This window comes from Streptomyces sp. NRRL F-5123 (assembly GCF_000721495.1).
Lineage (GTDB): Bacteria > Actinomycetota > Actinomycetes > Streptomycetales > Streptomycetaceae > Actinacidiphila.
On sequence record NZ_JOHY01000002.1, the window covers coordinates 259607 to 274227 of the forward strand.

At 71.7% G+C, this 14621-nt stretch carries 14 protein-coding genes and 1 riboswitch; of the genes, 8 read left to right on the forward strand and 6 right to left on the reverse strand.

Annotation, left to right across the window (positions count from 1 at the left end; genetic code table 11):
- Positions 1–39: 39 nt before the first annotated feature.
- From cydB to hisC, 3 genes are all read right to left on the reverse strand, one after another.
- Entirely contained in the window at positions 40–1071 is a 1032-nt protein-coding gene (gene cydB, locus IH54_RS0103030) for a cytochrome d ubiquinol oxidase subunit II (protein ID WP_031512649.1), read from the reverse strand.
- 19 nt (positions 1072–1090) lie between these two features.
- Positions 1091–2611, reverse strand: coding sequence for a cytochrome ubiquinol oxidase subunit I (locus IH54_RS0103035; RefSeq protein WP_031512650.1), 1521 nt, complete (start codon positions 2609–2611; stop codon positions 1091–1093).
- A gap of 148 nt (positions 2612–2759) precedes the next feature.
- Positions 2760–3842, reverse strand: a complete 1083-nt coding sequence (gene hisC, locus IH54_RS0103040) for a histidinol-phosphate transaminase (protein WP_031512651.1) — start codon at positions 3840–3842, stop codon at positions 2760–2762.
- Between the two features lie 550 nt (positions 3843–4392).
- Between hisC and IH54_RS0103045 the strand changes: the two genes are divergently transcribed.
- From IH54_RS0103045 to IH54_RS41340, 4 genes are all read left to right on the forward strand, one after another.
- Positions 4393–5499, forward strand: a complete 1107-nt coding sequence (locus tag IH54_RS0103045; protein ID WP_031512652.1) for a LacI family DNA-binding transcriptional regulator — start codon at positions 4393–4395, stop codon at positions 5497–5499.
- Positions 5500–5698: 199 nt separating this feature from the next.
- On the forward strand, positions 5699–7069 hold the full coding sequence (locus tag IH54_RS0103050) for a metallophosphoesterase (RefSeq protein ID WP_078861890.1): 1371 nt from the start codon (positions 5699–5701) through the stop codon (positions 7067–7069).
- Positions 7070–7423: 354 nt separating this feature from the next.
- Positions 7424–8317, forward strand: coding sequence for a hypothetical protein (locus IH54_RS0103055; RefSeq protein ID WP_031512655.1), 894 nt, complete (start codon positions 7424–7426; stop codon positions 8315–8317).
- Between the two features lie 130 nt (positions 8318–8447).
- Positions 8448–8807: a hypothetical protein gene (locus IH54_RS41340; RefSeq protein WP_052397007.1), complete on the forward strand. Its 360-nt coding sequence runs from the start codon at positions 8448–8450 to the stop codon at positions 8805–8807.
- A 53-nt stretch (positions 8808–8860) separates the two neighbouring features.
- Here the strand turns inward: IH54_RS41340 and thiC are convergent, their stop codons facing one another.
- From thiC to IH54_RS0103075, 3 genes are all read right to left on the reverse strand, one after another.
- Complete coding sequence (gene thiC / locus IH54_RS0103065) at positions 8861–10630, reverse strand: phosphomethylpyrimidine synthase ThiC (RefSeq protein ID WP_031512658.1); 1770 nt, start codon at positions 10628–10630, stop codon at positions 8861–8863.
- A riboswitch (TPP riboswitch) is annotated at positions 10623–10776 on the reverse strand. It overlaps the preceding gene by 8 nt.
- Before the next feature lie 169 nt (positions 10777–10945).
- Entirely contained in the window at positions 10946–11158 is a 213-nt protein-coding gene (locus tag IH54_RS0103070; protein WP_031512659.1) for a DUF5326 family protein, read from the reverse strand.
- Positions 11159–11291: 133 nt separating this feature from the next.
- The gene (locus IH54_RS0103075; protein WP_031512661.1) at positions 11292–11609 is read right to left on the reverse strand and encodes a cupin domain-containing protein; all 318 of its coding nucleotides are present in this window, start codon (positions 11607–11609) and stop codon (positions 11292–11294) included.
- Between the two features lie 78 nt (positions 11610–11687).
- Between IH54_RS0103075 and IH54_RS0103080 the strand changes: the two genes are divergently transcribed.
- From IH54_RS0103080 to IH54_RS0103095, 4 genes are all read left to right on the forward strand, one after another.
- A complete protein-coding gene (locus tag IH54_RS0103080) occupies positions 11688–12065 on the forward strand; it encodes a phage holin family protein (protein WP_031512662.1) in 378 nt (125 codons plus the stop codon).
- A 53-nt stretch (positions 12066–12118) separates the two neighbouring features.
- Positions 12119–13273, forward strand: a complete 1155-nt coding sequence (locus tag IH54_RS0103085; protein WP_031512663.1) for a cystathionine gamma-lyase — start codon at positions 12119–12121, stop codon at positions 13271–13273.
- A gap of 135 nt (positions 13274–13408) precedes the next feature.
- Entirely contained in the window at positions 13409–13921 is a 513-nt protein-coding gene (locus IH54_RS0103090; RefSeq protein WP_052397008.1) for an NUDIX domain-containing protein, read from the forward strand.
- Positions 13922–14035: 114 nt separating this feature from the next.
- Positions 14036–14548 carry a MarR family winged helix-turn-helix transcriptional regulator gene (locus IH54_RS0103095; RefSeq protein ID WP_031512667.1) on the forward strand — a complete coding sequence of 171 codons (513 nt, stop codon included), beginning with the start codon at positions 14036–14038 and terminating at the stop codon, positions 14546–14548.
- Positions 14549–14621 lie beyond the last annotated feature (73 nt).

Below are 14621 nucleotides of genomic sequence, written 5' to 3' on the forward strand. Positions count from 1 at the left end.
AACACCCCTTTGCGTCGCGAATGTGTTTCACGTGGAACATCACCGCGCTCCCCCGGCCGGGACGCCCGCGGGCTTTGCCCCGGCGATGTGCTGCGTCCCGATGCGCTTGCGGAACACCCAGTACGTCCAGCCCTGGTAGAGCAGCACCAGAGGTGTGGCGACGGCCGCGCACCATGTCATGATCCGCAGCGTGTACGGGGTCGCCGAGGAGTTGCTCACCGTCAGGTTCCACGCGCTGTCCAGCGAGGACGGCATCACGTTCGGGAACAGGCTCAGGAAGAGCAGCGCCACGGTCGCCGCGATCGTCACCCCGGAGAAGGCGAACGACCAGCCCTCCCGCCCGGCGGCGTTCGCGCCCAGCGCGAGCAGCAGCGCGACCACGGCCACGACCAGCGCGACCAGGCTGCGCCCGTTGCCGCTCGCGGCCTGGGTCCAGATCAGGAAGGCCGACGCCAGGACGACCGCGAGCGCCCCCACCCGGGTGGCGAAGGCCCGCGCCCGCTCCCGTATCGGGCCGACCGTCTTGAGCGAGACGAACACCGCGCCGTGGAAGGTGAAGAGCACCAGCGTCACCAGCCCGCCCAGCAGCGCGTATCCGCCCAGCAGGTCCCAGAAACCGCCGACGTACTCCTTGTGCGCGTCGATCTTCACACCGTGCACGATGTTGGCGAAGGCGACGCCCCACAGCACGGCGGGCACCAGCGAGGTCCAGAAGATCGCGTGCTCCCAGTTGCGCTGCCAGCGCTCGCCGTCCCGCTTGGCGCGGTATTCGAAGGCGACCCCGCGCACGATCAGGCACACCAGGATGGCCAGCAGCGGCAGGTAGAAGCCGGAGAACAGCGTCGCGTACCAGTCGGGAAAGGCCGCGAAGGTCGCGCCGCCCGCGGTGAGCAGCCACACCTCGTTGCCGTCCCAGACCGGGCCGATCGTGTTGATGAGCACGCGCCGCTCCGCGCGGTCCCGCGCCAGCAGCTTGGTGAGCACCCCGACGCCGAAGTCGAAGCCCTCCAGGAAGAAGTAACCGGTCCACAGAACGGCGATCGTCGCGAACCAGACGTCGTGCAGATGCATGATCTTTTCCTCCTGCCGTTCAGTACGAGAAGGCCATGGGGCGGTCGGCCGGCTCGTCGCCGTCCCCTCCGTCGCCGCCGATACGGGTGGGGGACCGCAGGTCGTCGTCGGTCAGCTCCGGCGGGCCCGCCTTGACGTACTTCACGAGCAACCCGATCTCGACGACGGCGAGGACTCCATAGAGGGCGGTGAAGACGATCAGCGAGGTCAGCACCTGGCCGGTGGTCACACCGGGGGAGACGGCGTCGCGGGTGCGCAGCACGCCGTAGACGACCCAGGGCTGGCGGCCGGTCTCGGTGAAGATCCAACCCCATGAGTTCGCGAGCAGCGGGAAGCCCATGGTCAGCAGAGCCAGCCGCCAGTACCAGCGGGAGAGTCCCGGGCCGAAGCGGGTCGAGCGGGTGAGCATCAGGTTCGGCACCTCGTCCGGGCCGGTCCGGTGCTCGGGTGCCACCCAGAGCCGGCGCCGGGTGAGCCAGAGGCCCGCCGCGCCGACGCCGATCGAGACGACGCCGAACCCGATCATCCAGCGGAAGCCCCAGTAGGCGACCGGGATGTTCGGCCGGTAGTCGCCTGGGCCGTACTTGCCCTGCTCGGCCTTCTCCACGTCGTTGATGCCGCCGACGTACGAGGTGAAATTGTCGGTGGCCAGGAAGGACAGCAGGTTGGGGACGTCGATGGCGACCTCGTTGTGGCCCTTGTTCACGTCACCGACGGCGAAGATCGAGAAGGGCGCGCCCTCCTCGCCGTCCCACAGCGCCTCCGCGGCGGCCATCTTCATGGGCTGCTGCTTGAACATCACCTTGCCGAGCTGGTCGCCGCTGATCGCGGTGAGCGCCCCGGCCACCACGGCGACGACCAGCGCGAGCCGCAGCGAGGAGCGCATCACGGCGATGTGCCGCTTGCGCGCCAGGTGGTAGGCGGCGATGCCGATCATGAAGGCCGCGCCGGTGAGGAAGGCCGCGGAGATGGTGTGGAAGAACTGCGCGAGCGCGGTGTTCTGGGTGAGCACGGCCCAGAAGTCCGTCAGCTCGGCCCGCTTGGTCACCGGGTTGTAGCGGTAGCCGACCGGGTGCTGCATCCAGGAGTTGGCCGCCAGGATGAAGTACGCCGACAGGATCGTGCCGAGCGACACCATCCATATGCAGGCCAGGTGGATCTTCCTCGGCAGCTTGTCCCAGCCGAAGATCCACAGTCCGATGAAGGTCGACTCGAAGAAGAACGCGATGAGCGCCTCGAAGGCCAGCGGGGCACCGAAGATGTCGCCGACGAAGCGCGAGTAGTCCGACCAGTTCATGCCGAACTGGAACTCCTGGACGATGCCCGTCACCACACCCATGGCGATGTTGATCAGGAAGAGCTTGCCCCAGAACTTGGTGGCCCGGAGGTACTTCTCCTTGGAGGTCCGCACCCAGGCGGTCTGCAGTCCCGCGGTCAGCGCGGACAGCGAGATCGTCAGGGGAACGAACAGGAAGTGGTAGACCGTCGTGATGCCGAACTGCCACCTGGCGACGTTCAGTGGCTCCAGTGCGAGCTGCACGATACGTCTCCTTTTGCGTCGCGCTTGTGAACGTGAACTCATTCACAAGCAGTATCGCGCACATGCGTTCGCCCCCTCCCACCGGGGGGTGGTAAGGGGGCGAACGGGCAGGTCAGAGGTTTATTTGTCGGCTGCGGAGCGGACTCGGTCAGAACTCCTTGCGGAAGTCGGCCGCCGTCCGCAGAAGGAGATCATTGGCCTCGGTCTCGCCGATCGTGATCCGGACGCCCTCGCCCGCGAACGGCCGGACCGTCGCCCCCGCCCGCTCGCACACCGCCGCGAAGTCCGAGGTGCGCTCCCCCAGCCGCAGCCAGACGAAGTTGGCCTGCGTCTCCGGCACCGTCCAGCCCTGCGCCGCCAGCTCGGCCACCACCCGGGACCGCTCAGCGACCAGCCCGGCGACCCGCTCCAGCAGCGCCGGCTCGGCCCGCAGGCTCGCGACCGCCGCGTCCTGCGCGAGCTGGCTCACCCCGAAGGGCACCGCGGTCTTGCGCAGCGCCTCCGCGACCGGTTCGTGCGCGATCGCGAAGCCGATGCGCAGCCCGGCGAGGCCGTAGGCCTTGGAGAAGGTGCGCAGTACCGCGACGTTGGGCCGGTCCCGGTAGACGTCGATGCCGTCCGGCACCTCCGGGTCGGTCATGAACTCCCGGTAGGCCTCGTCCAGTACGACGAGCACATCGCCCGGCACCCGGTCCAGGAACCGCTCCAGCTCGGCGCGGCGCACCACGGTGCCGGTCGGGTTGTTCGGGTTGCAGACGAAGATCAGCCGGGTCCGGTCGGTGACGGCGTGGGCCATCGCGTCCAGATCGTGCCGTTCGGCGGCGTCCAGCGGCACCTGCACCGCCCGCGCCCCGCTGATCTGCGTGATGATCGGATAAGCCTCGAAGGACCGCCATGCGTAGATGACCTCGTCGCCCGGTCCCGATGTCGCCTGGAGCAGCTGCTGCGCCACCCCCACGGAGCCCGTTCCGGTCGCCACGTGCGCGGCCGGCACCCCGAAGCGCTCGGCCAGTTCCGCGGTCAGCCGCGAGCAGGCCAGGTCCGGGTAGCGGTTGAAGGACGCGGCGGCAGCCGTCGCCGCCTCCAGGACGCCGGGCAGCGGCGGGTACGGGTTCTCGTTCGAGGACAGCTTGAAGGCGGGTGCGCCTTCGGCTGCCGCCGGCGGGCGGCCCGGCTTGTAGGTCGGGATACCGTCCAGTTCCGCGCGCAGCTTGGGGGTCTCGGGGCTCATGGCCACACCCTACGAGGGCGGCGCGGCGCTGGGGAGTGCGGTGCGTCACCCCGCCGCCCCGCCCCCTGTCCGAAGGGGCGCCCGTCCTCCCGCACCCCCTGTCCGAAGGGGCGCCCGTCCTCCCGCACCCCCCGCTCCGGTGCGGGCACAGTCCTCCCGCACCCCCTGCCCTACCCCTGTTCTGCGGGGTGGGGTGGCGCGGCAGGGGTGGCGCGCCACCGGCGCGGCGTCGGCGCGGGGTGGCGCGCGCATCGGCCCACGCCACCCGGGTCTCGGCGTGCCCGGAGTTGCGTCCGAAGCGTGCGCCGCACCATGCTCCGGTGGCGCGCTGGGTGGCGCGCATCCCCCGTAGGAGTGAGTTGCCGCTGCTGCTTCCGCTGGGCCAATGGCCGATGGAAACACACCCACGCGCACGTATTCCGCCAACTCCCAGCCTGCCGCCTGCATATTCCACCTCGCATAACGGTTTCGATCATGGAGAAACCTTTCTTCTCAGTGCCTGCCGGGAAGGCCGCCGGACGGACCAACGCCGCCCTACTATCGGCACGCCATGACAGCAGCAGGTAATCACCAGGCGAGCCGGTCCATCGGACGCCGGCTGGAGCGGGCGGGGATCAGGGACGTCGCCGCAGCGGCCGGCGTCTCGATCACGACCGTCTCCGACGCGCTCAACGGCAAGGGCCGACTGCCCGACGCCACCCGCCGCCATGTCCGCGAGGTCGCCGACCGGCTGGGCTACCGCCCGTCCGCCGCCGCCCGCACTCTGCGCACCGGCAGGTCGGGCCTGATCGGCCTGACGGTGACGACATACGGCGAAGAACCGTTCACCTTCACCGAGTTCGCGTACTTCGCGGAGATGGCCAGAGCCGCCACCTCCGCCGCGCTCGCCCGCGGGTACGCCCTGGTCATCCTGCCGGCGTCCTCGCGGCACGACGTGTGGGGCAACGTGGCGCTGGACGGCACGGTCGTCGTCGACCCCTCCGACCAGGACCCGGTGGTCACCGAACTCGTCCGGCAGGGCGTGCCGGTGGTCAGCGACGGCCGCCCGGCGGGCAGCCTGCCGGTGCATGCCTGGGTCGACAACGACCACGAGGAGGCCGTCCTCGGCATCCTCGACCACCTCGCCGAAGCCGGCGCCCGCCGGATCGGCCTGCTCACCGGCACCAGCACCGACACGTACACCCGGCTGTCGACGACCGCCTACCTGGAGTGGTGCGAACGCGTCGGCCAGGAACCGGTCTACGAGGCCTACCCCGCGCACGACCCCTGCGCCGGTTCGGTCGCCGCCGACCGCTTACTCGCGCGCCCCGACCGCCCCGACGCGGTCTACGGGCTCTTCGACCCCAACGGCACCGACCTGCTCGCCGCCGCCCGCCGCTACGGCCTGCGGGTGCCCGACGACCTGCTGCTGGTCTGCTGCAGCGAGAGCACCGGCTACGCCGCCACCGAACCGCCGATCACCACGCTGTCGCTCAAACCGCGGCGGATCGGCACCGCCGTGGTGCAGCTGCTCATCGACGCCATCGAGGGCGTCGGCCCCGCCCATCCGGTGCAGCAGGTGATGCCCACCGAGCTCATCGTCCGCACCTCGTCGCAGCGGCGTCCGCACCGCACCACCGTCAGCCCGCCGCGCGGGCCGACCCAGGGGGAGGGCTGACCGCCGCTCCCCGGGAGCGGTACGGGCCGCGGGAGCGATACGGGCCGCGCCCGGGCATCCATCGTCAAGGCTTGGCATTCCCATGGGGACTACGCGGTGTTTTGTCTGTACCCTGCGAAATCCAGCTGCCCGGGTATGTCACAACGCGACATCGTCATTCCTATGATGGGCGGATGGCGGCGCGAGCGTGGAGGGGTCGATGACTCAGGGGGCAGGTCAGGGGGCCGAGCCCGGGACCGCGGAAGGCTGGCGTCCCGAGCCCGGATTCGAGCGCGCGGCAGGCTACGAGCACGTGCTGGGCGGGCGTCCCGCCCCGGCGTACGAGCGCGCCGCCGAACGTGAGCCGGGCCGTGAGCCCGGTCGCGTCCTCGGCCACGAACCGACCCGCGAGCAGGCCGCGCGGTACGAGCCGTCCGGCGGTTTCGGCCCCGCGCCCGCCGCCTACGGCCCCGCCGCCGGCTTCGAGCACGAGCCCGCCGCCGGCTACGGCCACGAGTACGCCCCCGGCGGCTACCCGGCGCCCGCCGCCGTACCGGCCGCCCCCGTACCGGCCGCTGTCCCGTCCGCCTCCTTCGACGGCTCGCCGCCCGCGCCCCCGCAGGCCCCCTCGGTGCCCGCCCCGCACCGGTCGTACGAGCCGACGCAGCGCGACGCCCCGCTGGTCCCCGCCGAGTACACGCCGACCGCCCACGACCTGCCCGTCATCGCCGACCCCTCGGAGAGCGCCGGCGACCGCCCCGAGCGCCCCGGACCGCTCTACGTCGTCGGCGACGTGCACGGCTATCTGGACGAGCTGCTCGCCGCGCTCGGCGAGCGCGGCCTGGTCGACGAGTCCGGCCACTGGGCGGCGGGCAACGCCCGGCTGTGGTTCCTCGGCGACTTCACCGACCGCGGGCCCGACGGCATCGGCGTCATCGAGCTGGTCATGCAGCTGTCCGCCGAGGCCGCCGCGGCCGGCGGCTACTGCCGTGCCCTCATGGGCAACCACGAGCTGCTGCTGCTCGGCGCGCACCGCTTCGGCGACCAGCCGGTCAACTCCACCGGCGGCACCGCCTCCTTCCTCGCCGCCTGGCGCCTCAACGGCGGCCAGCCCTCGGACATGGAGCGGCTGGAGGACCGGCATCTGACCTGGATCTCCCGGCTGGACGCCGCCCACCTCACCGACGGCCACCTGCTGGTGCACTCCGACACCACCGCGTACCTGGAGTACGGCAGCAGCATCGAGGAGATGAACGACGCCGTCACCGGCGTGCTGCAGCGCAACGACGCCGACGAATGCTGGGATCTCTTCCGCAAGTTCACCAAGCGCTTCGCCTTCCGCGGTGACGGAGGCGCTGAGGCGGCCCGCGAACTGCTCGGCGTCTACGGCGGGCAGCGGGTCGTGCACGGCCACAGCCCGATCCCGTACCTGCTCGGCGAGGCCGGCGGTGAGGGGCCGCAGGACGGCGAGGAATCCGGGCACCAGGTGAGCGGTCCGATGATCTACGCCGACAGCCTCGCGGTCGCGATGGACGGCGGCGTGACGATGGACGGCCGGCTGCTGGTCGCGCAACTCCCGCTCGTCGGTTAGTCCGAGGGCCTTCCTCCGGTCCGGGGCCTGTTCCGCGGAAATTTCCGCAGCCACCGGTCGCGCACTCCAGCGATTCCCCCCGGTCACGCACTGCGGCGATTCCCCCGGGCGTCCGGTTTTCCGCGCCGGAGCCCCGTTGCCCCTTGCCACCGCTCCCTGCCGCCGCCCGTCGTCCTTGCCGGAACCCGGCCGCGGCAATTTCTTCTTGTTTCGCGGTTGCACCCTGTCACGCTCTCACCTCGCCGCTCTACCATCGCCTTATCCGTAGGCACACCGCTCTCCGCGCATCCGGTCGGCCGAGCCCGTTCCGTCACCGGAACACCGGCCTCGCACGGGGAGTCGGAGCATCGGGGGATGCACATGACCACCGCTCCACACCTGCTCAACGAAGACCGCCCCGACTTCGAGCACGTACTGGACCGGGCCCTGCGCATCGTCCTCGACCAGGACGACACCGGGGGCCCCCGAGGTACGGGCCGCACGGTCGGCGGCGCGGCGGGGGCTGACGCCGGCCGGGACGAGGCCGGAAGTCCGCTCAACGCCGAGCAGTTGCGCACGCTCGCGCTCGCCGCGGCGGACCGGATATGCGCGCGGGCCGCCACCGAGTACGACGACTACCGCGCCCTGCGCGCCGACGCGCGCGACGCGGTGCGCGAGGCTGCCCGCTCCCGGGAGAGCCGGGCCTTCGGCTACGCGGCGATGGGCGTCGCGGAGGGCGCCGGGTCGGGCGCCGGGCTGCTCGCCGTGATCGCCGTCCTCACGCCGCTGCTCGCGGGAGCGGCGGCGCTGATCTTCCTGCTCATCGGCTACGCCATGTCCGCGGTGGACCCGCAGCCGGCCATCGCCTCGCCGCTGCGCACCGCCGGATGGTTCTTCGCGGCGGTCACGGGCGCCTCGGTCCTACTGGGCGCGATAGGGCTGCTGCTGACGGCGCTGCGGGACGGATCCGGTGCCATCCACGACTCGGCCGAGGGCATGCCGCCCGAGGTGCTCGCGGCGCGCGACGCCTGGCACGAGACGCTGCTCGCCCGCGGGATGCTGCCCTTCCTCATGGAGGCCCTGAGCGACCCCGCCACCGCCGGTGCCGCGCCCGCCGCCGCGCCGACGCTGCGCCGCACCCCGCGGCTCGGCTACTCGCGGCCCGATTTCGGCGCCCCGCAGGAGACGCCGCCGCGTACGGCGCCGCGCTTCAGCAGCCCGGATTTCACCAGCCCCGACTTCGGCGGCCCCGACCACACCCCGGAGTGAGCCGCCCCGCCCCGCGGTGATCCCCCGGCCCCGGGCACCCGGTTGGCCCGCCCCGGCTCGCGGGTGCCGCCGGGCGGCGTTTGACTCGTCCCGTACCTGATCAGGCGGGTAGGTCAGACGGGAGAAGTCCATGCGCGTCCGCCGTACGCTCGCCGCCCTGTGCGCGATCGCCCCGCTGGTGTGGGCGGCCAGCGGCTGCTCCGACTCGTCCGGCGGTCAGGTCATCGGCACACGCGGCCTGACCTTCCGGCAGTCCGTCCAGGACCCGGTGCACGACAAGTGCCACGCGTTCGCGCCGAAGGGCGTGGACCGGGTCAGCAACAACACCGGCATCGACATCGTCCTGCACAAGGGCCTCAACTGCACGGACCCGCCCGGCCGCCCCAGCTCCTACCTGGCCACGTCGCTGTCCGCCACCACTGTCCTGGAACTGGGCCTGTGGCGCAGCTTCTCCACCGTCGGCTGGCCGCCCCCCGTACCCGCCGCCTGACAGGCGTGGGGGCGTGCGGTCCCGCGGGACCGCACGCCCCCACGCCCTTCGCCTCAGTCGGCCAGCGGCAGGTACACGCGGTTCCCCCCGGCGGCGAACTCGGCGGACTTCGCCGCCATGCCCGCCACGACCTCGGCGTCGCCGGCGTCCCCGCCGACCGCCTGACCAGCCCCGCCGTGCGCCTTGCGGATGTCCTGCGAGATGCGCATCGAGCAGAATTTGGGACCGCACATGGAGCAGAAGTGCGCGGTCTTGGCCGGTTCCGCGGGCAGCGTCTCGTCGTGGAAGGCGCGGGCCGTGTCCGGGTCGAGGGCCAGGTTGAACTGGTCCTCCCAGCGGAATTCGAAGCGGGCGTCGGACAGCGCGTCGTCCCAGGCCTGCGCGCCGGGGTGGCCCTTGGCCAGGTCGGCGGCGTGCGCGGCGATCTTGTAGGTGATCACCCCGGTCTTGACGTCGTCCCGGTCGGGCAGGCCCAGGTGCTCCTTGGGCGTGACGTAGCAGAGCATCGCGGTGCCCCACCAGGCGATCATCGCGGCGCCGATGCCCGAGGTGATGTGGTCGTAGGCGGGCGCGATGTCGGTGGTGAGGGGGCCGAGGGTGTAGAAGGGCGCGCCGTCGCAGATCTCCTGCTGGAGGTCGATGTTCTCCTTGATCTTGTGCATCGGGACATGGCCCGGGCCCTCGATCATGGTCTGCACCTGGTGCTCGCGGGCGACGGTGTTGAGCTCGCCGAGGGTGCGCAGCTCGGCGAACTGCGCCTCGTCGTTGGCGTCGGCGATGGAGCCGGGGCGCAGGCCGTCGCCGAGCGAGTAGGTGACGTCGTAGGCGGCGAGGATCTCGCACAGCTCGTCGAAGTGCGTGTAGAGGAAGTTCTCCTGGTGGTGTGCCAGGCACCACGCGGCCATGATCGAGCCGCCGCGCGAGACGATGCCGGTCTTGCGGCGCGCGGTGAGCGGCACGTAGCGCAACAGCACTCCGGCGTGCACCGTCATGTAGTCGACGCCTTGCTCGGCCTGCTCGATGACCGTGTCCTTGTAGATCTCCCAGCTCAGCTCCTCGGCGCGGCCGTCGACCTTCTCCAGCGCCTGGTAGAGGGGCACGGTGCCGATGGGCACGGGGGAGTTGCGCAGCACCCACTCGCGGGTGGTGTGGATGTTGCGGCCCGTGGACAGGTCCATGACCGTGTCGGCGCCCCACCGGGTCGCCCACGTCATCTTCTCGACCTCCTCCTCGATCGAGGAGGTGACGGCGGAGTTGCCGATGTTGGCGTTGACCTTCACCAGGAAGCTCTTGCCGATGATCATCGGCTCGATCTCCGGGTGGTTGACGTTGGCCGGCAGCACCGCCCGGCCCGCGGCGATCTCGTCGCGGACGGTCTGCGGGGAGACGTTCTCGCGCAGGGCGACGAACTCCATCTCGGGGGTGATCTCCCCGCGGCGCGCGTACGCGAGCTGGGTGACCGGCTGCCCGGGGCGGCCGCGCCGGGGGAGCCGGGGGCGGCCGGGGAAGACCGCGTCGAGGTTGCGCAAGTCCCCGCCTGGGGCGGCCTTCCGGCCGTCGTCCTCGGGCCGGACCGGGCGGCCCGGGTATTCCTCGGTGTCCCCGCGGGCGGCGATCCACTCGTCCCGCAGCGGTTCGAGGCCGCGCCGGACGTCGGTGTCCGCGGAGGCGTCGGTGTACGGGCCGGACGTGTCGTACAGCGTCACGTCGTCCCCGGTGGTCAGGTGCACCCGGCGGACCGGGACACGTACGCCGGGCCGCGGCCCGGTGACGTAGTCCTTGTGCCAGCCGATGGCGTGCGTGCGTGAGTCCTGCGTGGTCATGAGACCTACTCCCTACGCCGGCATTACCCGGTAACAGGTTCGGCGGTCGGCGCAGCGACGGCGTGGCCTCGGCGTACCCGCGTACGCCTGTGCCCGCTCCTCAGCGCCCTCTCAGCCCGGTGCTCCGAGCTCCCGCGTGTGCAAAAGGCAGCCCCCACGGTAGCGGCCGCCTCCGCCGCCGTACCAGGGGGTCTCACGCCACCCCGGCAAACCCCCGTCCCCGGGACGCGTCCCCGGCACGCGACCGCCGCCGGTGGCAGGGCCACCGGCGGCGGGAGGGGCGAACGGGAGGGGCGGGGGACGGCGCGGGCGCCGTCACCAGTCGCGCTTGGACGACCCGCCGGACGTGAAACGCTTGACGACCAGCACCAGAGCGCCCACGAGGATCACGAACACGATCACCTTGAACAGCAGCCCGATGACGAAACTCACCAGGGCCGCGACGAGGGAGCCGAAGATCACCAGCGCGATGACCGGGACCGCGACCCACTTGACCCACCACGGCAGGCCCTTCAGCAGCTTGTCCATGACGCCTTGACTCTCCTTCGTCCCCTCTTCGGGTCCGGTCCTTCCGGCAGCTCATCCGCCGGTACTTCGACTGTAGGGCCACTGCCGCCCGCCGTGGGGCCCCGGGAGACCGGATCCGACCCTGACTGCACCCTTAGGGCTCGGGCGGGGAGAAGACCACCATGACCCTGAGGTCCTCGGTGATGTGGTGGAAGCGGTGCGGGGTTCCGGCCGGCACGAAGGCGACGCTGCCGCGCGCGACGGTCGTGGTCTCGTCACCCACCGTGAGCGCCGCGCGCCCGCTCACGACGAGGTAGATCTCGTCCTGGGCGTGCGGCGCCTGCGGATCGGTCTCACCGGCGCGCAGCGCGTACAGCCCGGCGGACATCGTACGCTCCTTGAGAAAGCGCAGGTAAGCGCCCTGGTTCGCGGCCCGCTCCGCGTCCAGGTCGTCCAGCCGGAACACCTTCATCGCCACTCCTCCGCTGCGGTCGGGCTACGGTTTCGCTCAGTCTCTTGCCCTGCCGATTGAGTCTGCGACGATCACACCATGAAGAATTTCATCGTCAAAACGCTGGCGAACGCCGCAGCGCTCGGCGTCGCCACCTGGGTGATCGAGGACATCACCCTGACGGGCGACTCGAACGCCCGCAAGGCCCTCAGCCTGATATTGGTCGCCCTCGTCTTCGGCGTCGTGAACTGGCTGGTCAAGCCGGTCGTCAAGGTGCTGTCCTTCCCGCTGTTCATCCTCTCGCTGGGGCTGATCACGCTGGTCGTGAACGCCCTGATGCTGCTGCTGACGTCGTGGGTCGCGGGCAAGCTGGACCTGGACTTCCATGTGCACGGCTTCTGGACGGCGATCGTCGGCGGCCTGATCGTCAGCATCGTGTCCTGGGCCCTGCACGTCGTCCTCCCGGACGACGAGTGACGCCCGAGTCGGGGGGCACCAACTTTTCGGACTTCTCGGGGCACGGCGACCCCGTGGAGCACGGAGCTCTCGGAGCTCTCGCCGGGGCGGGGGACAGCACCCGCAGCGTGCACGCGGGGCGACCGCCGGCCACGGCGTACGAGCCGTCGCTGCCCGGGCCGGTCTTCGTGTCGCACTACCACCTGCCCGGTGAGGCCACCGGGCCGTACGTCTACGGGCGCGACGACAACCCGACCTGGGAGCGGCTGGAGGCGGCGATCTCCGAGCTGGAGGCGCCGGGCGACCCGGAGGTCGGCACCGCGGTCTTCGCCTCGGGTATGGCGGCCGTCGCCGCGGTGCTGCTGTCGCAGGTCAAGGCCGGGCAGACGGTTCTGCTGCCGTCCGACAGCTACCAGACGACGCGCGCGCTGCGCGAGCGCCTGGAGTCGTACGGGGTCGCGGTCCGGCTGGCACCGACCGCGGGCGACGCGCAGCTGGCGGCGCTGGACGGGGTGTCGCTGGTGTGGCTGGAGACGCCGTCCAACCCGGGGCTCGACGTGTGCGACATCCGCCGCCTCGCCGACGCTGCGCACGCCGCCGGCGCGCTGGTCGCCGTCGACAACACGCTGGCCACGCCGCTGGGGCAGCGGCCGCTCTCGCTCGGCGCCGACTTCTCGGTGGCCAGCGGCACCAAGGCGCTCAGCGGCCACGGCGACCTGCTGCTGGGGTACGTCAGCACGCGCGACGCCGGCCTGGCGGCGAGCGTGCGCTTCTGGCGCAAGACGGTCGGCGCCATCCCCGGGCCGATGGAGGCCTGGCTCGCGCACCGCTCGATCGCGACGTTCGCGCTGCGCGTGGACAAGCAGTCCGCGAACGCCCTGGCTCTTGCCACGGCTTTGCTCAAACGCCCCGAAGTGATGAATCTGCGGCACCCGGCGTTGCCGGCCGACCCCTCGCACGAGGTCGCCGCGCGGCAGATGCGCCGCTTCGGCAGCGTGGTGTCCTTCACGCTGCCCGACCAGGCGCACGCCGAACGCTTCCTGGCGAGCTTGCGGATGACGTCGGAGGCCACGAGCTTCGGCAGCATCCAGAGCACCGCCGAGCGCCGCGCGCGCTGGGGCGGCGACGCGGTGCCGCCCGGCTTCGTCCGCTTCTCCGTCGGGATCGAGGACGCCGAGGACATCGTGGCCGACGTGCTGCGCGCGCTGGACGAGGCGGCAGCCGCCTGACGGTCCTGCCGCCGCCGTCACGTGCGGCGACGGAGTCGGCCGGGCGCGGTCACCGGGCGCGCACGGCCGGCCCCGCGCTCCATTTCCCTGCGGTGTGCACGTTTGCCCCGCTTCCGGCCGCGGCAGATGACTGGCATGCCTCCGGATACGCACCCCAGCCCCAGTCCCGCCGCCACCCGCCCGGTGGTCAAACGCACCGCCCGTGCCCTGCTACTGGACGGCGACCGGCTCGTTCTGATCAAGCGCACCAAGCCCGGCATCGCGCCCTACTGGGTCACCCCCGGCGGCGGCGTGGAGGACGACGACGCGAGCGTCGTCGCCGCCCTGCACCGCGAGGTCGACGAGGAGCTGGGCGCGAAGGTCACCGACGTGGTGCCGGCCTTCGTCGACACCGTCGAGCACATCGCCGAGGACGGCTCGCACGGCGTGAAGGTGCAGTTCTTCTTCGCCTGCCGCCTGGAGTCGATGGACCTGGCGCTGCGGCACGGCCCGGAGGTGGACGATCCGTGCGGGGAGTACGAGGTGGTGCGGGTGCCGTTCAGCCGGCTGGGCATCGCCTCGGTCGACATCGTGCCGCTGACGCTGCGGCACTACCTGGACGCGAACATCGAGGGCGTGCTCGGTCTGCTCGGCCCCGAACTGGGCTGAGCGAACCGCCTCTCGCCGCACCGGGCCCGCCGCTTCGGGGAGAGGCCGCACCGCGGCGAATAGGTCCGCTACGGGACGATCCCGTAGCGGACCTATTTTGCTACGCTCGACGGCATGACCGCACAAGCTCCCGCCGCCGCGCCGCCGGGAGGCGCGCTCGGCGCCACCACCGACGTCTCCTACCTGCTCCAGCACACCGCCCACGTGCTGACCACGCGGATGACCGCCGCTCTCGCCGGGATCGGCATGTCGCCGCGCGAGCACTGCGTCCTCGCGCACGCCGCCCAGCAGGACCGCACCCAGGCGCAGCTCGCCGAGCTGTCCGACCTGGACAAGACGACGATGGTCGTCACCGTCGACCACCTGGAGAAGGCCGGGCTCGCCGAGCGCGTCCCGTCGCCGTCCGACCGCCGGGCGCGGATCATCCGGGTCACGGAAACCGGCGCCGAGGTGGTGCGCAAGGGGCAGGCGATCGTCGACCGGGTGCACCAGGAGGTGCTGGACGTCCTCCCGGAGCCCCAGCGCGCCGTCTTCGTCGCGGCGCTGAGCGGGCTGGCGACCGGGCTGCTCGCGGAGCCCGTCGACTGCCCCGAGGTGGTGCGCCGACCGCGACAGTCCCGCAAGTAGCCGCCGGTACGGGCCGGTTGCCGGTGAAGCGACAGGACGCCGGGCTGCCCGACAGTCGGCGCAGTCTAGGTCC